Source organism: uncultured Sphingosinicella sp. (assembly GCF_963974575.1).
Taxonomy (GTDB): Bacteria; Pseudomonadota; Alphaproteobacteria; order Sphingomonadales; family Sphingomonadaceae; genus Sphingosinicella.
In genome coordinates, this window is record NZ_CAXBBQ010000007.1 from 149,828 (window position 1) to 176,809 (window position 26,982).

At 63.1% G+C, this 26,982-nt stretch carries 24 protein-coding genes and 1 tRNA gene; 13 read left to right on the forward strand and 12 right to left on the reverse strand.

Features of this window, described 5'->3' with window-relative positions:
• Positions 1-13: 13 nt before the first annotated feature.
• Both AAC014_RS14235 and AAC014_RS14240 read right to left on the reverse strand, forming a co-directional pair.
• Positions 14-2,458 carry a TonB-dependent receptor gene (locus AAC014_RS14235; RefSeq protein WP_339709590.1) on the reverse strand — a complete coding sequence of 815 codons (2,445 nt, stop codon included), beginning with the start codon at positions 2,456-2,458 and terminating at the stop codon, positions 14-16.
• Between the two features lie 72 nt (positions 2,459-2,530).
• Entirely contained in the window at positions 2,531-2,692 is a 162-nt protein-coding gene (locus tag AAC014_RS14240) for a YezD family protein (protein WP_339709593.1), read from the reverse strand.
• Positions 2,693-2,879: 187 nt separating this feature from the next.
• On the opposite strand from AAC014_RS14240, the gene AAC014_RS14245 reads away from it, so the two are divergent.
• Positions 2,880-3,350: an Lrp/AsnC family transcriptional regulator gene (locus AAC014_RS14245; protein WP_339709596.1), complete on the forward strand. Its 471-nt coding sequence runs from the start codon at positions 2,880-2,882 to the stop codon at positions 3,348-3,350.
• Here AAC014_RS14245 and AAC014_RS14250 read toward each other — a convergent pair.
• Positions 3,347-4,000, reverse strand: a complete 654-nt coding sequence (locus AAC014_RS14250) for a TetR/AcrR family transcriptional regulator (RefSeq protein WP_339709599.1) — start codon at positions 3,998-4,000, stop codon at positions 3,347-3,349. The two genes, AAC014_RS14245 and AAC014_RS14250, sit on opposite strands and share 4 nt — an antisense overlap.
• A 313-nt stretch (positions 4,001-4,313) precedes the next feature.
• Between AAC014_RS14250 and AAC014_RS14255 the strand changes: the two genes are divergently transcribed.
• The 9 genes from AAC014_RS14255 to AAC014_RS14295 all read left to right on the forward strand — a co-directional run bounded on the left by AAC014_RS14255 (position 4,314) and on the right by AAC014_RS14295 (position 17,992).
• Complete coding sequence (locus AAC014_RS14255) at positions 4,314-5,723, forward strand: aldehyde dehydrogenase family protein (RefSeq protein WP_339709602.1); 1,410 nt, start codon at positions 4,314-4,316, stop codon at positions 5,721-5,723.
• Complete coding sequence (paaK, locus tag AAC014_RS14260) at positions 5,720-7,015, forward strand: phenylacetate--CoA ligase PaaK (RefSeq protein WP_339709605.1); 1,296 nt, start codon at positions 5,720-5,722, stop codon at positions 7,013-7,015. Before AAC014_RS14255 ends, paaK begins: the two co-directional genes overlap by 4 nt.
• A 46-nt stretch (positions 7,016-7,061) precedes the next feature.
• Positions 7,062-9,428 carry a TonB-dependent receptor gene (locus AAC014_RS14265; protein ID WP_339709608.1) on the forward strand — a complete coding sequence of 789 codons (2,367 nt, stop codon included), beginning with the start codon at positions 7,062-7,064 and terminating at the stop codon, positions 9,426-9,428.
• Positions 9,429-9,497: 69 nt separating this feature from the next.
• The gene (locus tag AAC014_RS14270) at positions 9,498-11,210 is read left to right on the forward strand and encodes an amidohydrolase (RefSeq protein WP_339709611.1); all 1,713 of its coding nucleotides are present in this window, start codon (positions 9,498-9,500) and stop codon (positions 11,208-11,210) included.
• A gap of 27 nt (positions 11,211-11,237) precedes the next feature.
• Positions 11,238-12,947: an amidohydrolase gene (locus tag AAC014_RS14275; RefSeq protein ID WP_339709614.1), complete on the forward strand. Its 1,710-nt coding sequence runs from the start codon at positions 11,238-11,240 to the stop codon at positions 12,945-12,947.
• On the forward strand, positions 12,944-14,470 hold the full coding sequence (locus tag AAC014_RS14280) for an HD domain-containing protein (protein WP_339709617.1): 1,527 nt from the start codon (positions 12,944-12,946) through the stop codon (positions 14,468-14,470). Before AAC014_RS14275 ends, AAC014_RS14280 begins: the two co-directional genes overlap by 4 nt.
• Before the next feature lie 23 nt (positions 14,471-14,493).
• On the forward strand, positions 14,494-16,197 hold the full coding sequence (locus tag AAC014_RS14285; RefSeq protein WP_339709620.1) for an amidohydrolase: 1,704 nt from the start codon (positions 14,494-14,496) through the stop codon (positions 16,195-16,197).
• An 11-nt stretch (positions 16,198-16,208) separates the two neighbouring features.
• Positions 16,209-17,315: a class II histone deacetylase gene (locus AAC014_RS14290; protein ID WP_339709623.1), complete on the forward strand. Its 1,107-nt coding sequence runs from the start codon at positions 16,209-16,211 to the stop codon at positions 17,313-17,315.
• Complete coding sequence (locus AAC014_RS14295; protein ID WP_339709626.1) at positions 17,312-17,992, forward strand: hypothetical protein; 681 nt, start codon at positions 17,312-17,314, stop codon at positions 17,990-17,992. Before AAC014_RS14290 ends, AAC014_RS14295 begins: the two co-directional genes overlap by 4 nt.
• On the opposite strand, the gene AAC014_RS14300 is transcribed toward AAC014_RS14295, so the two are convergent.
• The 7 genes from AAC014_RS14300 to AAC014_RS14330 are packed head-to-tail and all read right to left on the reverse strand — an operon-like array spanning position 17,965 to position 23,870.
• A complete protein-coding gene (locus tag AAC014_RS14300; protein ID WP_121050539.1) occupies positions 17,965-18,417 on the reverse strand; it encodes a cytochrome C in 453 nt (150 codons plus the stop codon). The two genes, AAC014_RS14295 and AAC014_RS14300, sit on opposite strands and share 28 nt — an antisense overlap.
• A 2-nt stretch (positions 18,418-18,419) precedes the next feature.
• The gene (locus tag AAC014_RS14305) at positions 18,420-18,929 is read right to left on the reverse strand and encodes a methylamine dehydrogenase light chain (RefSeq protein ID WP_339709632.1); all 510 of its coding nucleotides are present in this window, start codon (positions 18,927-18,929) and stop codon (positions 18,420-18,422) included.
• Positions 18,926-19,552, reverse strand: a complete 627-nt coding sequence (mauD, locus tag AAC014_RS14310) for a methylamine dehydrogenase accessory protein MauD (RefSeq protein WP_339709635.1) — start codon at positions 19,550-19,552, stop codon at positions 18,926-18,928. Before mauD ends, AAC014_RS14305 begins: the two co-directional genes overlap by 4 nt.
• On the reverse strand, positions 19,549-20,091 hold the full coding sequence (locus AAC014_RS14315; protein ID WP_339709638.1) for a MauE/DoxX family redox-associated membrane protein: 543 nt from the start codon (positions 20,089-20,091) through the stop codon (positions 19,549-19,551). The genes mauD and AAC014_RS14315 overlap by 4 nt, the downstream gene beginning before the upstream one ends.
• A 5-nt stretch (positions 20,092-20,096) precedes the next feature.
• Positions 20,097-21,242: an amine dehydrogenase large subunit gene (locus AAC014_RS14320; protein ID WP_339709641.1), complete on the reverse strand. Its 1,146-nt coding sequence runs from the start codon at positions 21,240-21,242 to the stop codon at positions 20,097-20,099.
• Between the two features lie 22 nt (positions 21,243-21,264).
• Entirely contained in the window at positions 21,265-21,645 is a 381-nt protein-coding gene (locus AAC014_RS14325) for a cytochrome c family protein (protein WP_339709644.1), read from the reverse strand.
• A gap of 26 nt (positions 21,646-21,671) precedes the next feature.
• A complete protein-coding gene (locus tag AAC014_RS14330) occupies positions 21,672-23,870 on the reverse strand; it encodes a TonB-dependent receptor (protein ID WP_339709647.1) in 2,199 nt (732 codons plus the stop codon).
• Between the two features lie 187 nt (positions 23,871-24,057).
• On the opposite strand from AAC014_RS14330, the gene AAC014_RS14335 reads away from it, so the two are divergent.
• Both AAC014_RS14335 and AAC014_RS14340 read left to right on the forward strand, forming a co-directional pair.
• Positions 24,058-24,717 carry a TetR/AcrR family transcriptional regulator gene (locus AAC014_RS14335; protein WP_339709650.1) on the forward strand — a complete coding sequence of 220 codons (660 nt, stop codon included), beginning with the start codon at positions 24,058-24,060 and terminating at the stop codon, positions 24,715-24,717.
• 63 nt (positions 24,718-24,780) lie between these two features.
• On the forward strand, positions 24,781-25,185 hold the full coding sequence (locus AAC014_RS14340) for a hemerythrin domain-containing protein (protein WP_339709653.1): 405 nt from the start codon (positions 24,781-24,783) through the stop codon (positions 25,183-25,185).
• 3 nt (positions 25,186-25,188) lie between these two features.
• On the opposite strand, the gene AAC014_RS14345 is transcribed toward AAC014_RS14340, so the two are convergent.
• Positions 25,189-25,262, reverse strand: a tRNA-Gly gene (locus AAC014_RS14345).
• A 121-nt stretch (positions 25,263-25,383) separates the two neighbouring features.
• Positions 25,384-25,698, reverse strand: coding sequence for a hypothetical protein (locus AAC014_RS14350; RefSeq protein ID WP_339709656.1), 315 nt, complete (start codon positions 25,696-25,698; stop codon positions 25,384-25,386).
• Between the two features lie 311 nt (positions 25,699-26,009).
• Between AAC014_RS14350 and AAC014_RS14355 the strand changes: the two genes are divergently transcribed.
• Positions 26,010-26,918: a LysR substrate-binding domain-containing protein gene (locus AAC014_RS14355; protein ID WP_339709658.1), complete on the forward strand. Its 909-nt coding sequence runs from the start codon at positions 26,010-26,012 to the stop codon at positions 26,916-26,918.
• Positions 26,919-26,982 lie beyond the last annotated feature (64 nt).

The following is a 26,982-nucleotide window of genomic DNA, read 5'->3' on the forward strand; positions in this document are numbered from 1 at the left end:
GGTCAAACTGCGTTCAGAACGTAAACTTGATCGTGCCGCCCCAGGTTTGCGGATCGCCGAGCTGCGCGGAAATGAGGCCGGTGTTGCCGGGTGTGACCGCCAGCGATTCGAAATAGTTCTGATCGAAGGCGTTGCGTATCCAGCCGAAGATATCGAAGCTCTCGGTGCGGAAACCCGCGCGGACGTTGTGCAGCGAATAGCCGCTGATGTCCGTGTAGATCGACCGCGAGGCGTTCGATGAGAACTTCGAGCGGTAACTGGCATCGTATCCAAGATAGGCGTCGCCCTCTCGGCCGAGGATGGTTGCCGGAACATTGTATTCCGCACCCCACGAGAATGCCCATTTCGATACGCCGGGCAGCCATTGGCCGGAGACGTCGCAGTTCGGGGGGCTGATGCCGCCGGGTGTGCCGGGCGCGCTCGGTGTCTGGCCGGGCGCGGCCGTGGTGCCGCCGGCCAGTTCCGGGGGGCAGGGCGCATCGACGAACTTCTTGAATTCGTGATCCGTAAACGCACCGCTGACATAGGCGTTGAAGCGTTCCGACGGCCGGACCGAGAAATCCGCCTCGATGCCGCGCACGCGCACCTTGTCGGCATTCGCAAGGTAGCCGCGCAGCACGTTGCTGCCGCTGACGTTACTGATGACGCTGGCCTGGAAGTCCTTGATCTCTGTCCAGAAGCCTGTGACGTTAAGCGTCGCTGCGCGGTCCCAGAACTGCGTTTTCAGCCCGATTTCGAAATGATCGACCTTTTCAGGCTTGATCTGTGCGACCTCGAGTGCCGGTGTTCCATCGGACCGGTTGGGAACGCCGTTCAGGTTGATACCGCCTGTTTTGAACGAGCGCGCATAGGTGGCGTAGGCGAGGATGTCGTCGGTGACCTTGTAGGCGATGTTCAGGTCGTAGGAGAGATTCCAGTCGCTGAAGTTCGGCTCGAAGAACTGTGATGCCTGCGTCCCGCGCTGCGCCGCCGTCCACGGATCGGTGTAATAGGGATGCGTCGGATCGTTGGTGATGCGCTGGCGCGTGCCATCGGAGGCGGTGCCGATCACGACGGAATCGTAGAGGCCTTCCTTCTTGTCGTAGTTGATGCGGACGCCCGGCGAGATCGTGAGCGCATCGGTGACGTGCCAGTTTACCTTGCCGAACGCGGCGAGGCTGAGATTGTCGAGGCGGATATCGTTTTCCGCGACGATGCCGTTCAGGACAGCCGGGGTGCGCGACAATGCACTCGTGGGATTGAGCAGCCAGGCGCTCGCCGCTGGGCCCGTCTCCTGAATGCCGCTGGTGCGGATCTCCTGATAGAAGGCGAAGGCGCCGAGGACGAAATCCAGCTTTTGCGCTTCATGGGCGTAGCGCAGTTCCTGCGTATACTGGTTCTGCACCGTCGGGTTGTTCACCTTCGTGTAGACAGGCAGACCCGTGAAATCGCGATCGTTCTTCGGCCCCCAGTGCCAATAGCGCCACGCCGTGACCGAGGTGAGCGTGCCCGCGCCGAGATCCCACTCGGCACGCAGCGACAATCCGCCAAGTTCATTGCGGGCAGCGAGGTCGGCATCGAGATCGGTCAGGCGGTCGAAGGGATTCGTGCTCGGCACCTGATAGCCGGGGAACAGCGCGGTGAGCGCTGCATACTGGCGATTGAGCGCGCGCTGCGTGGTGCCGACACGCGCGTAGAGTTGACCGCAGCAGATCGGGTCCTGGAGATTGAAATCACCGGCGAAGGTAATGCTGAGATCGTCGCTCGGCTCCCAAAGCAGTGCGCCGCGGATACCGATATTGTCCTGCGCGTTGATCCACGTGTCGGTTGCGACGTTGTAGATCGTACCGCGACGATCGGTGCTCGACAGGCTGAGCCGCGCGGCGAGGTTTTCGGTGAGCGGGCCAGAGACCGACGCCTTGGCCTGCTTGAAATTGTAATTGCCGAGCGAGACTTCCGCCTTGCCTTCGAATTCGAAGCTCGGCGCGCGCGTGGTGATGTTGATCGCGCCGGCTGTGGTGTTCTTGCCGTAGAGCGTCCCCTGCGGACCGCGCAGCACTTCGATCTGCTCGACGTCGACAAAGTCCAGCGTCGCCGAGGCGATGCGGTTGTAATAGACCTGATCGATGTAGACGCCGACGCCCTGCTCGAAGCCGTCGTTGGTGAGGCCGAACGGTGCGCCGATCCCGCGGATATTGATGAACGTGTTGCGCGGATTGGTGGAGAAGAACTGCAGCGTCGGCTGTAGCTGTGTCAGCTTGCTGATGTTGTAGGTGCCCTGCGCGTCGAGCGCTTCCCCGCCGACCACGGCGACCGCGACCGGAATGTCCTGCAGGTTTTCCGCGCGTCGGCGGGCGGTGACGACGATGGCGTCGCCGGGTGCCTCATAGGCATCGGCAGACTCTTCGGCAAAGGCTGGTGCGGCATGGACGAGCCACGGCGTGGCCGCCACAGCTGTAAACAGAAGACGCGCGATCATTTCAAGAACTCCCTGTGTGATGGATCGCGGCGCCTCCGGTGGTCCGGTCGGTACCTGGTGGGTGGATACGGTTTAGGCCGGGAAGCGGCGCTTCTCGGTGATATCGAGCTGGACGATCCGCGCATCGTGAACGGTGAGCGTGATCGTGCCGTAGCGAAGGCGCCCGAGCGCTTCGCGGATGGTTTGTAGAGCCTCCTCAGTCGACGTGACGGGCGGGGGTGTGGCTCCGGTCATGTGGTGGCCCGGATAACGGTGATGTACTCCATTCAATATCTCCACTTAATCAGTAGAGAATATATTCAAGTGAAAAAGTAGACAATGCAAAAAAGAAAACATTGCAGCGCTTATAGAAAATGGTTCAACGCCGGGCCTGTGCGGGCTAGAGGTTTTTTGGAACAAAAAACTCGGATATCCTGAAGCTATGAAACTCGATTCCAAAGACAGGGCGATCCTTGAAATCCTGCAACGCGACGCAACGCTCTCGATCCAGGAGATCGGGGAGCGGGTCGCGCTGTCGGCGAATCCGTGCTGGCGCCGCATCCGGCAGATGGAGGAGGCCGGAATCATCGAGCGCCGCGTCGCCGTGGTGAACGCGCCCGCGCTGGGCCTTTCGATGACGGTGTTCGTGTCGATCCGCATCTCGGCACACGACAAGGCGTGGCTCGAACGGTTCGCCGCGGCGATCCGCGCGATCCCCGAGATCGTGGAATGCCACCGGATGAGCGGCGATGTCGATTATCTGCTGAAGATGCTGGTGCGCGATATCCAGCACTACGACGGCGTCTATCAGCGGCTGATCAGCGAGGTGCCCGGGCTGTCGGACGTCAGCTCCACCTTCTCGATGGAGCAGATGAAGGCGACGCCCGTTCCGGTGAGCGGGATGCCTGCCTAGGCGGCTGCGTCGGTTTCCCCCGCGCGCGCAAGCCGGGTCGGCAGGTAGGCGCGCAGGTACGAGGTCATCGCGAGCTTCGCTTCGGCGACCGCTTCGTCGGTGACGTAATCGCGATCAGCGACCGAGAGGGAGAAGAACACGTCGGAAATCAGCAGCGCCTTGAAGAACAGCTCGCGTGAATCGGCGAGGCCGGGGAGAACAAACTGCCGGCGCACCGCCGTCCAGAGCGCGGTGCCAAACCGAAAATCTTCCTTGCAGCCCGCGTTCTTGATTTCCGGCGGGGTGTGAGGCCCGAGCATCAGCTGGCGCGCTGCGCGGTTGCTGTTGAAGGCTTTCTGGTGATGCACAAGCGACAGTTCGATGAGCGTTTCCCACTCGTCGACCTCGGGAAGCATCAGGTCTTCGGCGGCCTGCACAATGGCAATCGTGCGCACCAGCTCTTTCCAGAGATCGCCGATCTCGGGGAAGAAATGATAGGCCGATGAGGCCGGGATGCCTGCGACCTCGGCAACCGCGATCATACCGATCTGATCAATGTTCTGCGTATCGAGCATGGCGCGTGCCGCTTCGAGGAGTTCGGCGCGCCGGACCCGGCCGCGCGCCTGTGTCGCCTTTCGCGCGGGCGGCCTGCTTTTCACGTTGGTGATCATCTGCCCCGTTTCCATCGTTTTCGGCCTGTTGACAACCCCCCTGTTTTCATCAATAGTCGAAGAAATTCGATTTACATGCGAATGAGGGACGGGGATGAGTGCACGGCGGGCAGGGCGCGCATAACATCATATTTTTCCTGAATTATTATATCAAGTGCATGTGGCGAGGCACAGTTTCAAGTCGCGACGCATTAGACAAATGAAAAATTAACTCGAAGATATACGGGTTAATGTTCGAGTTCCTGAACGGCGCCGCTGCAAGGCGCCGATCGTGGACGCGCGCATCCGTATCCAATGCTCCGGGAACGTTTGAATGCCTCAAAGCTATAATTTCGTGATTGATGGTCGGTCTATTGAGGCCAGCCGTCATTTTGACGTGATCAACCCGGCGGATGGGTCGGTGTTTGCGCGGTGTCCCGCAGCGACGGCGGCCGATCTGGATGCGGCGGTCGCGGCGGCGCGGCGCGCCTTCCCGGGCTGGGCAGCAACGCCGGATGCAGAGCGCAAGGCGGCGGTGAACGCGATGGCGGACATCATCGAGGCAAACGCGGCGGAGATTGCCGAACTCGTGACGCTGGAGCAGGGCAAGCCGCTTGGCGGCATGGGCTCGCAGTGGGAGATCGGCGGCGCGGCGGCATGGACGCGGTACACCGCCGGCCTCGACCTGCCCGTGGAAACGATCCAGGACGATGATGCCGGCAAGGTGACGCTGCATCGGAAGCCGATCGGCGTTGTCGGTTCGATCACGCCGTGGAATTTTCCGGTGATGATCGCGATCTGGCATATCATGCCGGCGATCCGCGCGGGCAACACCGTGGTGCTGAAGCCTTCGCCCTACACGCCGATCGCAACGCTGCGGCTCGCCGAGCTGCTGCAGGCGGCGCTGCCGCCGGGCGTGCTGAATGCGGTGGCGGGTGAGGACGAGATCGGGCAGGCGATGTCCGTACACCCCGGGATCGACAAGATCGTGTTCACCGGATCCACGCGGACGGGCAAGCGCGTGATGGCGAGCGCGGCGGATACGCTGAAGCGGTTGACGCTGGAGCTCGGCGGCAACGACGCGGCGATCGTGCTGCCCGATACCGATCTCGATGCGGCGACCGAGAAACTGTTCTGGGGCGCGTTCATCAACAACGGCCAAACCTGCGCGGCGATCAAGCGGCTGTACGTGCACGATTCGATCTACGATGAGGTGTGCAAGCGGCTCGTCGCCTATGCAGCGAACGTGAAGGTCGGCGACGGGCGAAATGCGGACAGCGTGCTCGGCACGGTGCAGAACCGGATGCAGTTCGATCGTGTGCGCTCGCTCGTTGATGCGGCGATCGCGGATGGCGCGCAGGCGCTGTGCGGCGGCGCACCGATGGAAGGCGAAGGCCTGTTCTATCCGGTGACGATCCTCGCCGAGGCGAAGGACGGCATGGCCATCGTCGACGAGGAACAGTTCGGTCCGGCGCTGCCGGTGATCCGCTATAGCGACGTCGAGGATGTATTGGTGCGCGCGAACGACAACCCGAGCGGTCTCGGCGGTTCGGTGTGGTCGGGCGACATGGAGAAGGCGGCCGCGCTTGCGAGCCGGCTCGAATGCGGCAGTGCGTGGATCAACAACCACAGCATGGTCCGTCCGGACGCGCCCTTCGGCGGGGTGAAGCAATCGGGCATCGGCGTCGAATTCGGTGCGCTCGGCCTTGCCGAGTTCACGACTGTGCAGGTTATCCATCAGTGAGCGGAATCGGCCTTAATCCGATTGAGACGGCGAGCCGGGACGAGATATCGGCGTTGCAGTTGGAGCGCCTGCGGGCGAGCCTTGCCCATGCGTATGCGGGGAACCCTGCATACCGGGCGAAGTTCGACGCGGCGGGCGTGCATCCTGACGACCTGAAGTCGCTGAGTGATCTCGCGAAGTTCCCGTTCACGACGAAGGCGGATTTGCGCGATGCGTATCCGTTCGGCTTCTTCGCGGTGCCGCAGGAGAAGCTCTCGCGCATCCACGCCTCGTCGGGGACGACGGGAAAGGCGACGGTGGTCGGCTACACCAAGGCGGACATCGCGACATGGTCGGGCCTCGTCGCGCGCTCGATCCATGCGGCGGGTGGGCGGCCGGGGATGAAGGTGCATGTCGCTTACGGCTATGGCCTCTTCACCGGCGGGCTTGGCGCGCACTACGGGGCTGAGGCGCTGGGCTGCACGGTGATCCCGATGTCGGGCGGGCAGACCGAGAAGCAGGTGCAGCTGATCACCGACTTCGCGCCTGAGATCATCATGGTGACGCCAAGCTACATGCTGGCGATCCTCGACGAGTTCCGGCGGCAGGGCATCGACCCGGCGAGAAGCTCGCTGAAGACGGGCATCTTCGGCGCCGAGCCGTGGACCGAGGCGATGCGCGCCGAGATCGAGAGCGCGTTCGCGATCGATGCCGTCGACATCTACGGCCTCTCCGAGGTGATGGGCCCGGGCGTGGCGCAGGAGTGCGTGGAGACGAAGGACGGGCTTACGATCTGGGAGGATCATTTCTACCCCGAGGTGATCGACCCGGAGACGGGCGACGTGCTTCCGGATGGCGAGGAGGGCGAGCTTGTGTTCACCTCGCTCACCAAGGAGGCGATGCCGATCATCCGCTACCGCACGCGCGACCTGACGCGGCTTCTCCCCGGCACGGCGCGCAGCATGCGGCGCATGGCGAAGATCACGGGCCGCAGCGACGACATGATGATCATCCGGGGCGTGAACGTGTTCCCGAGCCAGATCGAGGAGCACATCCTGTCGGTGCCCGCACTCGCGCCGCACTTCATGATCGAGCTGACCCGCCCGGACCGGATGGACATGGTCCGCCTCTCGGTCGAGGCCCGCGAAGACACCGACGCGGCAACCCACGCCGAGCACGCCTACACGCTCGCCCACCGCATCAAGACCATGGTCGGCATCAGCGTGAAGATCGAGGTTCAACCCGCAGGATCGCTGCCACGATCCCAGGGCAAGGCAAGCAGAGTCATCGACAAGAGAACATTGAGTTCCTGAGCAAGCGCAATTCGTCATCCAGCAAAACAGACAGAAGGGGGTAATGATGAAACGAGAAACGATCCGCACTCTGGCGAAATCATCTGTCGCGATCGCGGCACTGATTCTGCCCGCCGCTGCATTCGCGCAGAGCGGCGAACAGGCCGCCACCGATAACACCGAGGTCGTCGGCGGTTTCGAAGACATCGTCGTCACCGCGACGCGCCAGTCGCAGGCGATCAGCAAGGTGCCGCTCAGCGTCAGCGCCTTTTCGCAGGAAACACTCGATAGCCGCGGCGTGCGCGAATTCGCGGACGTGATCCGGCAGACGCCGGGTGTCGTTTTCGAAGCGACGAACACGACGACGAACATCTCAATCCGCGGCATCAATTCGACCGCAGGTGCAGCGACCACGGGCGTCTACATCGACGACACGCCGATCCAGATTCGTTCGCTCGGTTACAGCGGCGGCAACGCCTATCCAGTGATCTTCGATCTGGAACGTGTCGAGGTGCTGCGCGGCCCGCAGGGCACGCTGTTCGGCGCGGGTTCGCAGGGCGGCACGATCCGCTTCATCTCGCCGCAGCCGAGCCTGACGCGCTCTTCCGGCTATGTACGCGCCGAAGCCGCGCTCACCGAAAACGGCGGCCCCAGCTATGAAGCCGGTGTCGCCTACGGCGTGCCGCTCGTGGAGGACAAGCTCGGGATGCGCGTGAGCGGCTATTACCGCCGCGACGGCGGCTTCATCGACCGTGTCCGCTTCGAAGATAAGGGCGTGGTCGACGACGACGCGAACTACCAGAATTCCTATGTCGGCCGCGTCGCCTTCACTTGGTCTCCGGTACCGGAACTCCGCATCACGCCGTCGATCACGTATCAGAAGATCTACACCAACGACAGCCCGGAGTCGTGGGACAATGTCCGCGCCGATTTCACCGTGCCGGACGCGCAGTTTTCCGACTATGACAACGGCGTGTTCCTGAACGGCAACCGCGTGCAGGAATCGGGCCGCGACCGCTTCTATCTGCCGACGCTGAACGTGCAGTATTCGTTCGGTGCTGTCGATCTCACCGCGATCGGATCGTATTTCGATCGCAAGCAGACGTTCCGTTCGGATTACACGCTGTTCGACCAGAGCCTGTTCACGGGCATTACGCTGCCGATCTTCCCGGATCAGGAGGGCTTCAGCGATTTCGTGAACACGCAGAAGATCACCACGGGCGAAGTTCGCCTGCAGTCCGCGAACACGGATTCGGCGCTTACCTGGGTGATCGGCGGCTTCTACCAGAAAGCGAAGCAGCTATCGATCCAGCAGGTGGAAGATCGCTTCCTGTTCGAATACGCGCCGTTCCTGATTCCGTTCTTCCCGCCGCTCGTCGACGGTCGTCTCATCTACGATCAGTCGACGACTTCGAAGGACACGCAGATCGCGGCGTTCGGTCAGGTGAACTTCAAGCCGATGGATCAGCTGACGCTGACCGTGGGCCTGCGCTACGGCCAGACCAAGTTCAACATCAATTCGTTCGCGCAGGGCCCCGTCGTCGGGCCGCCGGTGACCGACATCGGTACGCAGAAGGAGAAGCCGTTCACACCGAAATTCGGTGTCGAATTCCAGGTCGATCCCGCCAACATGATCTACGCCTCTGCATCCAAGGGTTTCCGCCCCGGCGGTTACAATCCGCAGGTCGGCGTGCCGTGCCAAGCGAGTGATCTCGATCCGCTCGGCTATCCGGACGGACGCCCCGAGACGTACAAGTCGGACTCCGTGTGGAGCTACGAGGCGGGCGTGAAGAGCCGCACGCTCGGCGGGCGTCTCAGCGTGCAGGGCAGCGTCTACCAGATCGACTGGAAGAACATCCAGCAGGTGGTCGGCCTCGGCGGCTGCGGGTTCCAGTTCACGGCGAACCTTGGTTCGGCGCGGAGCCGCGGCTTCGACTTGCAGCTCGATTACCGCGTGACGGACGATTTCACGCTGCAAGCGGAAGTCGGCTACACCAACGCCAAGTTCCTCGACACGTTCTTCGGCGGTCCGCTCGCCACGGTGCCGCTGGTGACGGAAGGCAACCATGTCACCACGCCGCCGTGGACGGTTTCGGTGCACGCGCAGCACGAGTTCTCGCTGCGTGAGGAAGACGATGCGTATCTGCGCGCCGACTTCGACTATCGCGCGCACCAGTCGAGCCTGACCCCGGGCCTCGATCCGCGCAACGGCGGTGTCGATCCGACGCTCAGCAACGCTCCGGCGATCCGGGCGCTGTCGCTGCGCGCGGGTTACCGCCTGAACGGCATCGACCTGTCGATGTTCGCGAACAACGTGCTCGATCAGGCGGTGTGGTCCAGCCGCCGGGCGCGCGACAACAACAACGCGACGATCTATCGTTCGAACATCGTGCGTCCGCGCACGTTCGGCGTGACGGCAGCGTACCGGTTCTAGGGAAACGAAGGGCCGCAGTTGCAGGTGCAGCTGCGGCCTTCCCGAAATGGTTTGAGGGTGGGGAGTGCGATGGTTTCGATTCACAGGCGGCATGCGAGAATTCTGGTTGCAGCTTGTCTTGCCGGTCTTGCATCGACGGCATTCGCCGCGTCGCCCACCACGATTTACTACAACGCCCAGGTCTATACCCCGAGCGGTTGGCAAACGGCCTTCGCCGTGCGCGACGGCCGTATTGTTGCCGTGGGCAGCGACGCGGATATCCGGAAGACCGCAGGCGCGGCGCATGCCGTCGATCTCGGCAAGCGCACGGTTCTGCCCGGCCTTTTTGACATGCACGTGCACCCGGTGCTCGACGCCCGGGGTTACACGGGCAGCTGCAAGCTTCCGCAGGAAGCCGGCGCGAAGCAGATTCAGAACGCCATCGCGGGCTGCGTGAAAACGAAATCTCCCGGCGAATGGCTGACAGGCGGCCAATGGCAGGCGTCCAGCATCACTGATGGTCCCATGAATGCGCAGACGCTTGATGCCGTGTCTCCGGACAATCCCGTCACACTCGTCGATATCAGCGGCCATTCGCTCTGGGCGAATTCGAAAGCGCTCGCTGTGGCGGGCATCACGAAGGATACGCCCAATCCCGAAGGCGGCATTATCGAGCGTGATGCGGACGGGAACCCCACGGGTCTTCTTCGGGAGTCGGCGAGCGAATTGGTGACGCGGCACATACCCCCGCAACCTGCCGAGGAAACGAAACGCCTGCTCGGGAAAAGCCTCGACCATCTGCTCTCCTACGGGATCACCGGTTTCGTCGAGGCCGCCGCCATGCGCGAGGATCTGGCGATCTACGCCGATCTCGCCGACAAGGGCGAACTGAAACAGCATGTGCAGGCGTGCATCGCCTCCAGCATGGCCGGGCACGGGAATTCCGAACTCGACGCAACTATTGCCGATATTCCGAAATACACGCGCGAGCGCTTCAAGCCGACGTGCATCAAGGTCTTTGCCGACGGTGTACCGACGGATAGCCACACGGGTGCGATGCTGCAGGCGTATCAGGCGGGGCAGCCGAATGCGCCTGCGAAGGGCTTGTTGCTGTTCGATCCCGAAGCGCTGAACCCGCAAATGGCCAAATGGGACAAGCTCGGCCTTACGGTTCTGTTCCATGCTGCCGGAGACTGGGCGGTGCGTGCATCGCTCGATGCCGTCGATTATGCACGCAAGCAGAACGGGTACGGCGGCCCGATGCACCAGGTCGGGCACCTCACGTTCGTCGATCCGGCGGACCTGCCGCGCGCGAAGGCGCTGAATGCCGCGTTCGAATATTCGCCCTATCTGTGGGACCCGCAGCCGATCAGCGACGATATCACCAAGGCCGTCGGCGAGCCGCGCATCTCGCGCGTGTGGCCGATCAAGGACGGATTCGACTCAGGTGCGCTCGTAATCGCCGGGTCCGATTGGATCGTGGTGCCCGCGCCCGATCCCTGGCTCGGCATCGAGACGGCGATTACGCGGCAGAACCCGGGCGGCAGCGCGCGGACGTTCGGCGCAGCGCAGGCGATCACACTGGATCAGGCGATCCGCATGTTCACGATCAATGCCGCGACGCGCCTCGGCCTCGACAAGGAGCTTGGCACGATCGAAGCGGGCAAGCGCGCCGATTTCATCGTGATTGATAAGAATCCGTTCCGGATTCCGGCAACGGAGATTCATACGATCGCGGTGCAGAAGACATACATCGACGGCGAGGTCGTGTTCGATCGCGCGGCAGCGGCCGGAGCAGAATAGCAGGCGGTCATTTTTAGGGAGAATGGCATGGTTCGAGGGTCGGTGAAGGTTCGGCAAGCTTTGCTCGCAGCCGGTGTAGCCATGCTTGCCACTGCCGCCCATGCGGCCTCGCCGGTGACCATTTATCGGAACGCGCAGGTCTACACGCCTTCAGGGTGGAAGAACGCGTTCGCAGTGAAGGACGGGCGCATCGTCGCGGTCGGGAACGACGAGGATGTGCGCAAGGCCGCGAGAGGCGCGCGCGAAGTCGATCTCGGCAGTCGCACCGTGCTCCCCGGCCTCTACGACATGCACGTGCATCCTGTGCTGCAGGCGAAAGGCGGCGAAGGGCGCTGCAGTATTTCGCCCGATCTCCCCGCCGCCGAACTCCTCGCCGGGGTCGGCGCCTGTGTGAAGGCCGCCGCCAAGGACGAATGGGTTGCGGGCGGCCAGTGGCAGGCCTCCGTGCTCGCAGGCACGCCGATCACGGCCGCGACACTCGACGCGGTATCGCCCGATAATCCCGTGATGCTGTTCGACGTGAGCGGCCACAGCCTGTGGGTGAATTCGAAGGCACTCGCCATTGCGGGCATCACGAAGGACACGCCCAATCCCGAAGGCGGCATCATCGAGCGCGACGCCGCAGGGCTACCGACAGGCGTGTTGCGCGAGACGGCACGCAATCTCGTGCTGCGCCACCTTCCGCCGCAGCCTGCCGAAAGAACGCAGGCGGAGCTGAAGAAAAACCTCGATTACCTGCTGTCGTTTGGGATCACTGGCTATGTCGAGGCGATGGCGTTTCGCGATGATCTCGCGGTTTACGCCGCGCTCGCCGACAAGGGCGAGCTGAAGCAGCATGTGCAGGCGTGCATCGCCTACAGCCACGCCGGGCATCCGAACCCTGATCTGGACGCAACGATCGCTGCGATACCCGAATATACGCGCGAGCGCTTCAAACCCACGTGCATCAAGGTCTTCGCGGACGGCGTGCCGACCGAAAGCCACACCGGCGCGATGCTGGAGGATTATGAGGCGGGGCAGCCGAATGCGCCGGCGCGCGGGCTGTTGTTGTTCGACCCCGCGAAGCTGCATCCGATGATGGCGAAATGGGACAAGCTCGGGCTCAACGTGCTGTTTCACGCGGCGGGGGACGCGGCCGTGCGCGCGTCGCTCGATGCCATCGCCTTTGCGCGCGCGCAGAACGGCAATGACGGCCCGATCCATCAGGTTGGTCATTCGACGTTCGTCGATCCCGCCGACCTGCCGCGCCCGAAGGCGCTGAACAGCGCGATCGAATATTCGCCCTATCTGTGGGATCCGCAGCCGATCAACGACGACATCACCACTGCGGTCGGCGCGCGGCGTATCGAACGGGTCTGGCCCATAAAAGACGGTTTCGAAGCCGGTGCGCTCGTGATCGCCGGGTCCGACTGGGCCGTCGTCCCCGCGCCTGATCCCTGGATCGGTATCGAGACGGCGATCACGCGGCAAAACCCGGGCGGCAGCGCGCGGACGTTCGGCGCCGGGCAGGCGATCACGCTGGAACAGGCGATCCGCATGTTCACGATCAACGCCGCAACGCGCCTCGGGCTCGACAAGGACCTCGGCACCATCGAAGCCGGCAAGCGCGCCGACTTCATCGTGATCGACAAGAACCCGTTCCGGATTCCGGCAACCGACATCCACACGATCAAGGTGCAGAAAACCTACATTGACGGTGAAGTCGTGTTCGATCGCGCCAAGGCGGACGCCCGATGAAAGCGGCGTTCGCCTTGACGCTGATTGCAGCCATTGCAGCATCGCCGGCACAGGCTGATCGGGTCGAGACGGTCTCGGTCTACAAGGGCGATTTCGCCACGGTGAATTCGTTCGTGTTCTCGAACGGCACGTCGCTCGTGGTGATGGACGTGCAGCGCAAGGCGAACGAGGCGCGAAAGCTTGCCGCCATGATCAAGGCGATGAAGCTGCCGCTGACGCATATCCTCATCAGCCACGGCCATACCGACCATTTCACTGGCATGGCGGTGTTTCGCGAAGAATTCCCGGACGCGAAGATCGTCGTCGCCAACGAGGACATCAAGGCGGACATCAAGCGCTACGCGATTTACATGGATACCGGCGGCGAGACCGGTGCGGAACCACCGCTCGATCCGGCACTGAAGCCGAAAACGCCGGAGCATCCAAGCGGCTTCGATTATGAGCGCAACATCGAAGTGCTGAACGCGCCGACGCTGGAGATGGTCGGCGGCGGTAGCCTGGAATTTTCCACCGACTACATGCGCGCGGAAACGCCTTATATCACCACGGTCTACAGCCCCGATCTCAACGCGCTGTTCCTTTCCGATTTCGGCTACAACGGCGTCCATTTCTGGATGGGCGACGACATCAGCCGCGAGGATCTGAAGAACTGGCGCGCCGAACTCGTGGCGCTGAAGGCGCGCTACGCGAAGCAGGCGCCTAAAATCTATCCCGGTCACGGTGATCCCAGCGACATGCGCATCTTCGATCCGTCGGTGCGCTACATCGACGATTTCCTCGCCGTGACCGCAGCCTCCAAATCGCCGGAAGAAGCGATGGGGAAGATGATCGCGCTCTACCCGGGTTACAAACAGGCCGACTTCTTCCTGAAATACAGCGCCATGGAGCACGTTCCCGGCCGCCCTTCGAGTGTGGGGCATCCCGCGGAGGCGGCATGGCGCGCGAAGGTGCGTGAACTTTCCGCAAAGGAATTCCGCAATCCGGCGTGGGGCTATTCGCACAGCGTGCGCGATTATGTGTTGGCGCAGCAGCTTGCGCGTGCGGACGGCGTTCGGCTGGATGACGACGTAATGTTCGCAGCGGCGTATCTCCACGACATGGCGGCGTTTCCGAAATGGGAGGAGCAAGCCACGGACCATGCCGACCGCGCAGCCGCGATCGTCGATACGATCCTGAAGGACAGCGGCTTTCCGATGCGCAAGCTGGATGCTGTGCGCGAGGCGATCCGCACGCACATGTACGACCGTGAGCCGAAAACGCCGGAGGCGCTCTATCTGCATGATGCGGATGCGCTCGACTGGCTTGGTGCGGTTGGCGTCGCGCGCGTGATGGCGCTCGTTGATGCGCAGGGCGGCAAGCCCGAAGGGCCAGACATGGCGAAGTTTCTGGAGGCCAATCTCGCGAACGTACCGCCGCGCGTACTGACGCCCGCGGGCAAGGCGATGCTGCCGGAGCGCAAGGCCGAGCTGGAAACCATCCTGCGCGACCTTCGCGAACAGACCGAAAATTTCTCGACACTTTAATGAGCAAGCAGGGGAGACAGGGAATGCTGAAAACGATTGCGGGGAGTGTGCTGGCCTTGTCGGTGATCGGCAGCGCGGCGGCTTCGGAAGCGCCGGCGGACACGATCCTGCTGAACGGTGACGTGCGGACACCGGCCGGCTGGGCGCAGGCGCTTGCGATCCGGAACGGGGTGATCGTCGCGGTGGGTGATGCGAAGGCCACAGAGGCGTATCGCGGGCCGAATTCGGTCGTCGTCGATCTGAAGGGGGCGGCGGTGCTGCCCGGCCTTCACGACATGCACGTGCACAGCCATTTCGCGGGACTCGAAAAGTTTTCGTGCAGCTTCGGCTATGGCGCGAAGCCTGCCGCGATCGCGGCGCGCGTGAAGGAATGTGCAAAAGCCGCGAAGCCCGGCGACTGGATTACTGGCGGCAACTGGGTCGGTGCGGCGTTCAAGAAGGGCGAGCAGACGCGCGCCTTCCTCGACAAGGTCGCCCCCAACAATCCCGTGGTTCTTTCGGACGAATCGCATCACAGCATCTGGGCGAATTCGAAGGCGCTCGAACTCGCGGGCGTGACGCGTGATACGAAAGACCCGGCAGGCGGCATCATCGATCGCGATGCGAAGGGCAATCCGACCGGCGTGTTCCGCGAAACCGCGACGAACCTCATCGAAGCGATTATGCCCCCGCCGACCGAGGAGATGAATCGCAAGGCGCTGATGCTCTCGACAGCGCAGATGCTCTCCTACGGGATCACCTCCTATACCGAGGCGACAGTCCGCGACAGCAACATGAAGACGATGTCCGATCTTTCGGGCGAGGGCCTCCTCAAGCAGCGCGTGCGCGGTTGCATCGTGTGGGCGCCGGGCGATGCCATCGGCGAACGCCTGATCGAAACGCGCGCCGCCTATGCGAAGCCGCGTTTCAAGACGGATTGCGTAAAAATCTTCATGGACGGCGTGCCGCTGGAAAGCCACACCGCCGCGATGCTCGAACCCTACAAGGGCGTTTCGAACACTGATCCCACCAACAAGGGCATATTGCTGATCCCGCAGCCGACGCTCGATGAAGCGGTGGCGAAGTTCGATCGTATGGGGCTGCACGTGAAGTTCCATGCCGTCGGCGACGGCGCCGTGCGTTCGGCGATTTCTTCGGCCGAATATGCGCGAAAGGTGAACGGTTGGGGCGGCTCGGCGCACGATGTCGGCCACACGACATTTGCCGACCCTGCCGACATTCCGCGTGTTCGCGACCTGCACCTGACATGGGAATTCTCGCCCTACATCTGGTATCCGACGCCGATCACCGACGTTGATATGCGCCGTGCCGTGGGCGACGAGATGATGATGCGCGTGATCCCGATCAAGGAAGCTCTCGACACCGGCGCAAATGTCGTCGCGGGGTCTGACTGGTCGGTGGTGCCGTCGGTCAATCCGTGGCTCGCGATCGAGACGATGGTGACGCGGCAGGCGCCGGGCGGCGGCGGCACGATGGTCGCGCCCGACGAACGTGTTACACTCGACGAAGCGTTCCGCATTTTCACGGAGAATGGGGCCGCGCTGATGGGTACGCGCGATATCGTCGGGTCGATCGAGCCGGGGATGCGCGCCGACATCATCGTCACCGAAAAGAACCCGTGGAAGGTGCCGGTCACCGAAGTTCATGCGACCAAGGTGCAGATGACGTTCATCGACGGCGAGAAGGTATATGATGCGGCGAATCCGCCCAAGCTGACCGCGAACTGAGAGGAAAAGCCATGCCGCGCACCGGGTTCTACACCGACGAACGCACCTTCTGGCACGCAACCGGAATGCAGGCGCTTTTCCTGCCGGTCGGCGACTGGGTGCAGCCGCCGGGCGGGACGGCGGGCGCGGACACGCCCGATTCCAAGCGGCGCCTGCTCAACCTCGCGAACGCCTCCGGTCTGACGCGGAAGCTGGTGATGGCGGAGTCGACACCGGCGACGGTGGAGGATGTGTGCCGCGTGCACCCGCGCGATTACATCGATCGCTTCAAGGCGACGAGTGACGCGGGCGGCGGCGATATCGGGCACCTTGCGCCGTTCAGCAAGGGCGGCTTCGAGATCGCGATGATCTCGTCCGGGCTTGCCATCTCGGCGGTCGACGACGTGCTCTCCGGCAAGGTCGACAATGCCTATGCGCTGTGCCGCCCGGCGGGGCACCACTGCCTTGCCGACATGTCTATGGGTTTCTGCCTGCTCGCGAACATTCCGATCGCGATCGAGGCGGCGAAGGCGCGGCATGGTATCTCACGCGTCGCGGTGGTGGACTGGGACGTCCACCACGGAAACGGCACACAGTCGATCTTCTACGACCGCGACGACGTGTTGACGATCTCGGTGCATCAGGATCGCTGCTTCCCGCCCGGATACAGCGGCGCGGAGGATCGCGGCGAGGGCAAGGGGCTCGGCTACAACCTCAACATTCCGCTGCCGGCGGGCGGTGGCCACGATATCTATGTGCACGCGTTCGAGGCGCTGGTGCTTCCGGCGCTCGAAAAATTCCAGCCGGAACTGATCATTGTTGCGTGCGGGCTCGATGCGAACAGCGTCGATCCGCTGGCGCGTATGCTGCTGCACAGCGAAAGTTACCGCACGCTCACGCAGATGATGGTGGATGCCGCGAACCGCTTGTGCGGTGGTCGCCTCGTTGTCGTTCACGAGGGCGGTTATGCGGAGGCCTACGTGCCGTTCTGCGGGCACGCGGTGCTGGAGGCGCTGAGCGGCGAGCGGACGGCGGTGGCTGATCCTGTGCTCGAAATGGCGCTCGGCTGGCAGCCGGGGCCGGAGGCAACGGAATTTCACAGGCAATGGGTCGAACGACTGGTCGCGGACCTCAAATGACCTTGCTGCGCGCAGCCATCGCGGCGGCGCTGCTTTCGCTGCCGTCCGCAGCGATCGGCAGTGAGTGGCTGATGATGGTGAAGTCGCAGAATACCGATCCGGCGCGCGCGGCCGAGTTCGAGCACTGGTACAACGAGATCGATATTCCCGACGTGCTCGCCGTGCCGGGATACGATCGCGCGCGGCGCGGGCACGCCGTGGGCAGCGAGCCGAGGCCGTATGTCGCGCTCTACACGATTGCATCGTCCGACATGGACAAGACAATCATCGCGATGCTGATGGCGAGCTGGCGTATGGATCAGCTTGGGCGCGGCACCGATCTCATCAAGGTGACCGAGCGCATCTACTACAAGCGTGAAGGCAATGCTGCGCGGAGTGAGCGCGCGGGAAAGCCGACGCACCTCTACCTGCACCGTTCGAAGGGCATGACCGAAAAGGCGTTGCGGGCGATCGTGAACGCTGGGCTGGCGATGGGTGCGACGCCGTACCGGGTCTACAACGTGCTCATGCATGAGCCGGTCGCGGTGCTGGACGAACTCGTGGTGTTCGAGCTTTCAGCGGCGTCGGATGCAGAGGCGAAAGCGGCGGTGCAGGGGATTGAGGCGCGGACCGGCGCCAGCGGATGCGGCGCCGACTGTGCGGCGCTTTATCAGTTGACGCTCGACGTTTCCGGCTGATCGAATTTCGCGACGAGCGCCGCGCGCGTTCCCGTGACATCGACGAGGCGCTGCGACCGATATGTCGCGATCTCCTCAGGCGTGTAGGGCTGGAAGCCGTCCGCCGCCGTGCCGCCCATCTTCGGGATCAGCCAATTGAGCAGGGCGGCGAGATCGGCGTCGCTGAGCTTTGAATTCGCTGAGCCCGGAACCTGCACGAGGAATTCGCGCCCACCCTCCACGGTCAGGAACCGGTGAAGCTCGGCCTTCATCGAGGGGACGCTGCCCTTCTGACCGCTGCCGTCCGGCAAGTGGCACCCCTGGCACTCGGTCATGTAATTGACGTGCGCAGAGCGGCCGTTGCGGGAGAGATTGGGCGCAACGCCGCCGGCGTGCGCCGCCACGGCAGCGACGCACAGCAGCACGGGGAGGGCAACCAGACGCATCGCTAGTCGGCGGCGCCGAGCACGACGGCGGTCGAGCAATTGTAGACGACGCCCACCTCGGTGCCGAGGCACCAGTTGATGTCGTTCGAACCCGCGGGCTGGTGCACGGGCGTGTCGCCTTCATTGCGGTTGCACATGCAGCGGCCGCACGCGGATTTGCCGCAGCAATCGTTGTAGGAGATCACATAATCCTTGCCATCCACGGGATTGCGGCAGGTGCCGACCCAGGTGATCGGCGAAGGTTCTGTGCCCGGCGGGCACGACGAGGTGCTGCCGCCGCAGCAGGAGCAAAGGAATCCATCGATCGCGCAGTAGCGCCAGTAATCGCATGACTGTGGATCGCCGCTTTCACCCGGCTGCTGCGCGGCGTTCGCGCGCGAGACGGGGAGGAGCGGCATCGATGCGGCGGCAATGCCGAAGGCGCTCGCGCGGCCGAAGAAGCTGCGGCGCGACATCCCGCGCGCGGCCGTGCGGCTCAGCCGCTCCATGATCCTGTCGAGCCTGTTGGTCATTGGGCAGCTCCTGTGGTTGCAGCACTCGCCTCGCGGCGCGCCATATAGTCTTGAATCGAGGCGATGCCCGTCCGCTCGGCTTCGAACAGACTTTCGACATGCTCGCGGTTGTTGACGAGCCCCTTCGAGGCAACGCGGCCGTCTGGGCCGAGCAGCACCGCGTAGGGCAGCTTGCCGACACCGTGCGCACGGCCGAGATCGGTGGAAAGGACGAACGGATAATCACCCAGCTTCTGCTGGAGGATCATCTTCATTTGCGCGGCTTCGTCGCCGTCGCTTGCGAACACGAGACGCGTGGTGGCGGCGTTCTCGCGCGAGACCGACAGCAGCACCGGCAGCATCGATTTGCACACTGGGCAGGTGGGAGAGAGGAAGAAGACGAGCGTCGAACGCCCATCAGCAGCAATGCCGCCAACGCGCACATCGCCGCCGGTGATGCTCGGCAGCTCGAACGCAGGCGCTATCTCACCGACCTTGGCGCCGCCCGAAAGCGTCAGCGCCCCGACCGGTCCCAGCCGTTCGTGGAGCATGCCGACCTGGCGCAAAAGGCCAACCATCATCAACGCGAGGGCCGCGATGGCGACCCATTGCAGCGCGAATGCTGCCAGAAAAACCTCGTTCATCTCACCACCGCCTTTCCGCGCAGCCGCACCGCGCTGAACTGTCCGAACCCGAGATAGAGCAGCGCGAACGCCGCGATTGCGCCGATGCCCGAAATCCAGTCGATCGCGCCGAGCGGGCGGATGCTGACGGGAAGCGCGAACACTGCGAAGGCGATCGTGCCAAGCGCGATATTGCGGGAAACGAGTTCCCAACCGAGCGTTGCCTGCGCCGCGCCGAAGCCAAGGCAGCCGCAATCGATATGATCACGCCCGCGCGCGATGTTGATGCCCATCGCGGCGGCATAGGCGAAGAGCAGCGCGGCGATGCCGAGCATCGCAATCTGGCTGCCGAGAGGAATGGCGATGATCGCCGCTGCGCCAAGGGCGAGTTCGGCGAGGGCGATCATCGCACCTGCCGGGCGGACAAGTGCCGCCGGCAGAAGCTGATAGTTGCCGAGCGTTCCGATAAAGTTCGGCAAATCCCTGAGCTTGGTACCTCCCGAAAGCAGGAACATGCCGCCCAGAAGCACGTCCGCCACCAGAACAGGGAGGATATCCATTCCTGTCACTGGCCGGTTACCGGTGAGGGCTGGATGATCGTCATGAAATCGCCGAGCCCTTCGATCTTGCGGATGAATTCGCCGGTCATGGCGTCGCGTACCTTGAAATCGGTCTCTCCGGGCATGGTGGTGTAGAGGAGCGGCTTTGCATCCTGGCTGACGGCGACGGAGAGCGCCATGCCATCAAGCGGAATGCGCTGAACGCGCTTTTGTTTCGCGGCGTCATACACCCAGATCTCGGTGCCGGGATCCTTATGCGTGTTGACCCCGCCCTCGTGCATCAGCACGTAAAGGCGCCCCGTGGCGCTGTGGTACGCCGCAGTCTGCAGCGCGCCCGGACGCCAGCCCGCTTCGGCAGGGGTCGTCAGCGACCATGTCTTCGCGAGCGTGGGCACATCCTTCGTGTGGTCGATCACGTGCACCTTGCCGGTGGGCGTGAAGAACAACCACTGCTTGCCGGTCCATACGCCCTTCTCGGTAACGGGATCGTCATCCGCGAAGAGCTTCTTCGAGGTCTTGCCGAGCGTAACCTTGCCTTCGGCATCAAGCGTTGCGGCCTGCAGCGCGCCGTCGCCGCAGATCAGAAAGAACTTTGACGGCCCCGTCGGGAAGATAAGGCCGCACCCCGACGTCATGAATTCGCCGACGGTCTTCTGCGCCTGCATGTCGACGACCGTGACGGACTGTTCGGGCGTGAAATTGTAAAGCACCGCGAACCGACCGCCCGGCATCACCGGCGCCGACGAGATGAAGGGAATGCCGCTGAAACGCTTCGGCGGAATGATGGCTTCGGGTCCAGCCTTGAGGTCCGAGGTTTTGTAGAACGTCACGACATCGGTGCGCTCGCCGCGCACGCCGCGCGACAGATGGATCGAAGGCACGCCGAACGTCTTGCCGTCCTCGGCGAGGAGAAGCGAGCCGTGGCCGTAGCCGCCGCTGATCATGCCAAGCATCTGGCCGCTGTCGGCATCGAGAAGATAGGCGCGGCCATCGAGCATACGGTCGAACGAAACGTCGTTCACCCACACCCAGTGCGGCTGCATCACCTCGGCAAGTGTTTCCTGCATCAACTCTTCGGGCTGGAGCTGCGCGGCTGCGGGCGCCGCAACGGTGGCGAGGCAGAGCGCGGTGAAGGCGGTGAGTGTTTGCATGTCGGTCCTCCGGCGGGTCAGGCTATTTCCGCGTGGCGAGATAGGCGATGACGTTGGCGCGATCCTCGGGCTTGTGCAGGCCCGCGAAGGCCATGCGCGTGCCCTTGACGGTCGCGGCGGGCTTCAGAAGGAAGGCGTCGAGCGTGTCCGGCGTCCAGACGATGCCGGAGCCCTTCATGGCGGGCGAATAATTGAATTCTCCCGTACCCGCCTTGCGGCCAACAAGGCCTGACAGGTTTGGGCCCATGGCCGTTTTCTTGCCGGGGTCCACCGAATGGCACATCGCACAGCGCTTGAACACGGCGGCGCCTGCGGCGGCATCGCCCCCGGCATATGCCGGAAGCGATGCAAACACGGCAAACGCAGCCAGCCCTGTCCCCGCCAACCTTACACTTGAACGCATCAATGTCGTGTCCCTCCCGCGGGATATCAGAAGTTGTAAGTGACGCTGCCGCCGATCCAGCGCGGACGCGCATAGGTCTGGTTCGAAAGGCCGAGCACGGCGCCGAGATCCAGATTGTAGATGCGGTACTCCTTGTCCGTCACGTTGTTGGCGAACGCTGCAATAACCCAGCGATCATCCTCCGTCGTGAAGGACACGCGGACGTTGCCGACAAGGTGCGAATCTTCAAGATCGATGGGCGCGTTGAACGTCGAGAAATACTGTTTGCTGTCGTATTTCCAGTCCGTCTGGAACGCCAGCGAACCCGGGCCGACGGGGACGGCGTAGCGTAGCATGCCGCCGACGCTCCATTCCGGGGCCTGCGGCATCTCTCGGTCGGTGACGCGGCCGGCGGGGAGCCTGATGTTCTTCACCTTGGTGTCGAGGTGCGCAAAGAACGCCGACAGCATCAGGCCGGTTGCGGGCCGCAAGATCAGCTCGCCTTCGAAGCCTGTGACCTTCGCCGGGCGATTGGTGACGAACTGCGAGAGTCCATCAAGCGAGAAGGCCTGATAGTCCTTGTAATCGTAATGGAAGACGGAGCCGTTCAACGTGACCATGCGGTCTGCGAACTCCGCCTTGAAACCGCCCTCGTAATTGGTGAGCACTTCCTGGTCGTAGGGCAACGTCGTGGGGTCGATGGGCGCGAACGCCTGGATGCCGAAGCCGCCGCTCTTGGTGCCGCGATTGGCGCTCACATAGAGCAGGACATCGTCGACCGGGCGATAGTCGAGCTCGATCTTGCCTGACCAGTTCTTGAATGTCTGCTTCGCAAGATCGGGGTTCGTGGACGAATTGAACACGAAATCGGTGACGCCGTTTTCGGCGTGCGCATAATCGTATTTCTTCCAATCCCAGCTGTAGCGGCCGCCGATGATGAGGCTGATCTGATCGCTTGCCTTGTATTCGGCCTGACCGAACACCGCGATGGAATCAGTCTTCTGCGTGCCGCCGTAATTCTCGATGAAGCCGAGGATCGCGCTGCCATCGATCTGGTAGGCGTTTTCGGTCTTGATTTTCAGGCCGTAGATACCGCCGAGCCATGTCAGGCGGTCACTCTCGCCTGAAAGACGCAATTCCTGCGACAGCTGATAAAGGTCTTGAGCGGTATCATAATGGAAGATCGGCAGCGGAGACATGTCGCTGTCTTCGGCATACCGCTTTTTCAGATCCTGATAATCCGTGAGCGAGGTGAGTTGCATGCCGCCGAAATCATGTTCGTAACGGGCCGTCACGCTCCAGAACTTGCGGTCGAAATAGCCGTTGCGATCGAAATCGCCCGTAAAGGGGTCGTCGTCGGAATCGCGATAACCGAAGGCATCACACCCGCCGCAGGTTCCCCAGAAATCCTCGTTCGGGCCGAGCGCATAGCCGAGACCATCTTCGTTGAAGCCCGCACCGACGTGTGTGTAGGGGCCGCCGCTCGTCTCGTCCTTGTTGCGCAGGCCCTGCAGCTTCACGAGTAGCGTCCCGTTGGTGCCGACATCGGCCTCCACCTGCAAGCGTCCGCCGAAGAAGCGGGAGTTGCCGATATCCCTGCCGATACGGTTCTCGATATAGCCGCCGTGATGGTTCGTGGTGAGCGCGAGGCGCGCGCGGACGGTGTCAGAGAGCGGGCCGCTCACCGCGCCTTCGGTTGCGATCTGTCCATAGCTGCCGACGGTGAGTGTGCCGAAGCCTTCGAATGTGCTCGTCGGTTTCTTGGTGATCGCCTGCACGAGGCCGCCGGTGGCGTTGCGGCCGAAGAGCGTCCCCTGCGGGCCGCGCAGAATCTCGACACGCTCCAGATCGAACATCTGTCCGCTGATCGCGCCGAGCGCGCTCACATAAACCTCGTCGTTGTAGAAAGCGATCGGCGCTTCCTGCGAATCGGCGAAGTCGTTCTGCGAAACGCCGCGGATGTTGAACACCGTGATCGTCGGGCTGTACTGCGAGACCTGAAGGCTCGGCACCTGTCCGGCGAGCGCGGTCACGTCCTGTCGGCCCATCGCATCAAGCGCCGCGCCGCCGACGGCGGAAACCGAGAGGCCAATGTCCTGCAGCTTCTGCTCGCGCTTCTGCGCGGTGACGACGATCGCATCGTCAAAGACGGCCGTTTCCTGTGCCGAGGCCACGGCAGGCGCGAATGCGGCACCTGCAAGCAAGACGATTCTCAGCGACGGACGGATAAGTGGATTCCTGCGCATGTGGTTTTCCCCTCCCTGAAACGCAATTCGCGTCGTTTCGGGCACTATATTTCGAATCAATTCGATTTGTAAAGTTGCGAAACGCGCATCAAAGTGGGCAAAAAGGGGGCAATGTTGGAATGTTAACCGGATTAAATTCGAATTGACTTGACGCTGTGGATCAATGAGTGAACGCAGGATCGGGGCAATGGGCCAGGTTGGCAGCATAGACAGGCGGCGCGTGAGCGGATCGGGGAGACGGACACAGGAGCGGGGGCGCACACGCCGGGCGATTCTGGTCGAGGCGAGCCGCAAACTGCTGCGCGAACGCGAGATCGACGAGATCTCGCTGACGGACGTGGCGGACGCGGCCGGAATCCCCAAAAGCTCCGCCTACCATTTCTTCTCCCACGTGCTTGACGTCTTCGAGGCGGCGGCGAGCGACATGGAAACCGAAATCCTCAAGGATCTCGATAGCGTTTCGGCGGCGGACTGCGTGGACTGGCGACAGGCTGTCACCCGCTTCGTGGACCGTGGCGCGGCATTCTTCAACGCGAACCGGGACGCCATGCAACTGCTGATCGGCCCCAAGACCCCCTCCGCGATCAAGCTGAAGGACCGGCAGAACGACTTCGCCATCGCTGGGCTGCTGAAAGACCAGATCTCCCGGAGTTTCGAGCTTCCCGAGCTTGCAGACACGCCGGAAATATTCTTTCGCGCCATCGAGATCGCCGATCTGTTCTTCGGGCTTTCGGTGATCCGGCACGGCTTCATCACCGAGGCGTTCACCGACGAGGCCGGGCGCGCCACCTGCGCCTATTTGTCGCTCTACCTTCCCGTCGTGCTGCCACGCACGCAGCCCGCCTGAGCGAACGCATTAAGCCGATCGCAACGAGTCTCGCCGATGCTGCGCCGCGAAAAGGGCAGGCGCATGGATACACAGACGCTCCGCAAGCAGCACGACGAGATCGGGGAAATGTCCGAGGCGCTGATCAATGCTGTGATCGCGCGCGACCGTCTGGAGGTCGCGAAGTGCCGCTGGCGGCTTGCGCGTGTGCTGATCGCGCACCTCGCGGTTGAAGACAAATGGCTCTATCCTGCCTTGGTCCGGGATAGCTCGCCGCGGGTCTCCGCGCTCGCGCTCAACTTCCAGCGCGAAATGGGCGGGCTCGCCGCCGACTTCAACGCCTACATGCTCGAATGGAGCGAAGACCGCATCACGAGCGAATGGGAGGCCTTCCAGACCGCGACGTGGGCGCTCATCGAAGCACTCGACCTCCGCATTCGACGTGAGAACGTCGAACTTTATCCGCTGCGGGAAGCGGCGAAGGCGTAGCGCTGGAGCGGGTGAAGGGAATCGAACCCTCGTCGTAAGCTTGGAAGGCTTCTGCTCTACCATTGAGCTACACCCGCGCCCCGAGGCTGCGCCCGCTTGCCACAAGGCGGCGGCGGAGGTCAACGTCGCGCGATGCCTGGAAACGCGAAAAAGGCCCTGCCGGTGTGCCGGCAAGGCCTTTTGTCATGATGCCGATGTTTAGTTGAAATCGCGCTGGGCGAGCAGCCGGGGGGCTTCCTCGCCGCCGACCCAGCGATCGACCGCCGCGCCTTCCCATGTGCCGGTGATGTGGCCCTTGCGCGAAACGCGCAGGTCGAACGTCTTGCCCGTGTCGGGGTTTTCGCCCTTCAGCAAAAGCACGCCGCCGGCGGTGCTGCGACCGGTCACCTCGTAGCCCGTCGGGGCATGGGTGAAATCGATGCGCGAATTATAAAAGCCATACGGTGCGGCGGCGGCCGGCGCGGATACGCCGGCGATCATGCTCGCGGCGGCCAGACCGAGAATGATCTTCATGATGGGTCTCCCTGCTCTGCAAACGATCAAAACCGTTCGTTTGTGCGACGCAGCATATGAAACGGACCCCCTTCGACCATCGCGACCTTGGCAACGTGGGTTTCCGGTTTTGCAACGATGCGCCTAAGCCTATGGAATGTCTCGATGCGCGGTAGGGAAAATACTGAACGGAGTTTCAACTCTTGCCAAATCTATGCTGCGTTGCAACAATGTGGCTACGATCACCGCTCGCAAAGGTGTGGAGCGGGTGGAAGCGAGAGAGGCCATGATGCGTATCCGGTTCCTCGCCGGACCGGTCGCGGCGGCGTAACATGCGTCGCCTGCCGCCGATGGGCTCACTTGAAGCGTTCGTCGCGGCCTACCGCGGCGGAACCTTGCGCGCGGCTTCAAACGAGCTCAACCTTTCCGTTTCGGCGCTCAGCCGGCGGTTGCAGTCGCTGGAGGCGCACGTCGGGCGGCCGCTGTTCGAACGGCGGCATCACGAATTGAAGCCGACACCCGAGGGCGCCCGGCTGTTCACGCAGATCGCACCGCACTTCGATGCCATCGGCCGCGTTCTGGGTGATGTACGCTCGGATCGCGAGCGCAGTCTCGCGATCGGTGTGCCGCCGTCCTATGCGAGTGCGTGGCTGCTGCCGCGCCTCGCGCGTTTCCGTGCGCGATATCCCGATATCGCGCTGCGCTTCGATTCATCGGGCGCACCGTTCGAGAAGCTGGGCGCCAGCCTTGATGCCATCATCGTGTTTGCGGAAACCGTGCCCGAGGGCGCCGATTCCCACGAGCTGAAGCCGCAGGCGGGCTTCGCGGTCTGCGCGCCGGGTCTCGTGGCACCGGGAACGCCCGTGCGCGAGGCGCTGCGCGATCATGCTCTGCTGCTGCACGGCGGGCTTTCGAAGGTGCTGCCACTGTGGCTGCAGGCAATGGGGCTCGATGAGAACGCGATCACGCGCACTGAACAGTATGACAGCGGCCCAATGCTGATCGCGGCGGCGGAGGCGGGGCTCGGTATCGCGCTGACGCTGGAGGATTCGGTGCGCTTCTACGAAGGCGACGCCCGGCTCGAGCGACCGTTCGGCGAAAGCGTCGCGACGCCGTACAGCTATTGGTGGGTATCACGGAAGCCGGGTGCTTCCGACATTGCACTGCGGCGCTTCCGAGACTGGCTTCAGGCCGAATCCGCTGCGCGGCCCGAGGTCGGCGCACTTTCCGCCACAGCCTGAAACTCCTGTAACCCCTTGGCAAAGAAAAGGGCCGACCCGAAGGTCGGCCCTAATAGTAAATCCT

Excerpts from the sequence above, each read along its gene's own strand:
- AAC014_RS14330 (WP_339709647.1), bottom strand. The coding sequence starts at position 23,870 with ATGCGCAGGAATCCACTTATCCGTCCGTCGCTGAGAATCGTCTTGCTT.
- AAC014_RS14300 (WP_121050539.1), bottom strand. The coding sequence starts at position 18,417 with ATGCGTCTGGTTGCCCTCCCCGTGCTGCTGTGCGTCGCTGCCGTGGCG.
- AAC014_RS14280 (WP_339709617.1), top strand. The coding sequence starts at position 12,944 with ATGAAAGCGGCGTTCGCCTTGACGCTGATTGCAGCCATTGCAGCATCG.
- mauD (WP_339709635.1), bottom strand. The coding sequence starts at position 19,552 with ATGAACGAGGTTTTTCTGGCAGCATTCGCGCTGCAATGGGTCGCCATC.
- AAC014_RS14235 (WP_339709590.1), bottom strand. The coding sequence starts at position 2,458 with ATGATCGCGCGTCTTCTGTTTACAGCTGTGGCGGCCACGCCGTGGCTC.
- AAC014_RS14295 (WP_339709626.1), top strand. The coding sequence starts at position 17,312 with ATGACCTTGCTGCGCGCAGCCATCGCGGCGGCGCTGCTTTCGCTGCCG.
- AAC014_RS14315 (WP_339709638.1), bottom strand. The coding sequence starts at position 20,091 with ATGGATATCCTCCCTGTTCTGGTGGCGGACGTGCTTCTGGGCGGCATG.
- AAC014_RS14335 (WP_339709650.1), top strand. The coding sequence starts at position 24,058 with ATGGGCCAGGTTGGCAGCATAGACAGGCGGCGCGTGAGCGGATCGGGG.
- AAC014_RS14320 (WP_339709641.1), bottom strand. The coding sequence starts at position 21,242 with ATGCAAACACTCACCGCCTTCACCGCGCTCTGCCTCGCCACCGTTGCG.
- AAC014_RS14325 (WP_339709644.1), bottom strand. The coding sequence starts at position 21,645 with ATGCGTTCAAGTGTAAGGTTGGCGGGGACAGGGCTGGCTGCGTTTGCC.
- AAC014_RS14265 (WP_339709608.1), top strand. The coding sequence starts at position 7,062 with ATGAAACGAGAAACGATCCGCACTCTGGCGAAATCATCTGTCGCGATC.
- AAC014_RS14270 (WP_339709611.1), top strand. The coding sequence starts at position 9,498 with ATGGTTTCGATTCACAGGCGGCATGCGAGAATTCTGGTTGCAGCTTGT.
- AAC014_RS14255 (WP_339709602.1), top strand. The coding sequence starts at position 4,314 with ATGCCTCAAAGCTATAATTTCGTGATTGATGGTCGGTCTATTGAGGCC.
- AAC014_RS14350 (WP_339709656.1), bottom strand. The coding sequence starts at position 25,698 with ATGAAGATCATTCTCGGTCTGGCCGCCGCGAGCATGATCGCCGGCGTA.
- AAC014_RS14245 (WP_339709596.1), top strand. The coding sequence starts at position 2,880 with ATGAAACTCGATTCCAAAGACAGGGCGATCCTTGAAATCCTGCAACGC.
- AAC014_RS14275 (WP_339709614.1), top strand. The coding sequence starts at position 11,238 with ATGGTTCGAGGGTCGGTGAAGGTTCGGCAAGCTTTGCTCGCAGCCGGT.
- AAC014_RS14240 (WP_339709593.1), bottom strand. The coding sequence starts at position 2,692 with ATGACCGGAGCCACACCCCCGCCCGTCACGTCGACTGAGGAGGCTCTA.
- AAC014_RS14355 (WP_339709658.1), top strand. The coding sequence starts at position 26,010 with ATGCGTCGCCTGCCGCCGATGGGCTCACTTGAAGCGTTCGTCGCGGCC.
- AAC014_RS14305 (WP_339709632.1), bottom strand. The coding sequence starts at position 18,929 with ATGACCAACAGGCTCGACAGGATCATGGAGCGGCTGAGCCGCACGGCC.
- AAC014_RS14340 (WP_339709653.1), top strand. The coding sequence starts at position 24,781 with ATGGATACACAGACGCTCCGCAAGCAGCACGACGAGATCGGGGAAATG.
- AAC014_RS14250 (WP_339709599.1), bottom strand. The coding sequence starts at position 4,000 with ATGATCACCAACGTGAAAAGCAGGCCGCCCGCGCGAAAGGCGACACAG.
- AAC014_RS14290 (WP_339709623.1), top strand. The coding sequence starts at position 16,209 with ATGCCGCGCACCGGGTTCTACACCGACGAACGCACCTTCTGGCACGCA.
- AAC014_RS14285 (WP_339709620.1), top strand. The coding sequence starts at position 14,494 with ATGCTGAAAACGATTGCGGGGAGTGTGCTGGCCTTGTCGGTGATCGGC.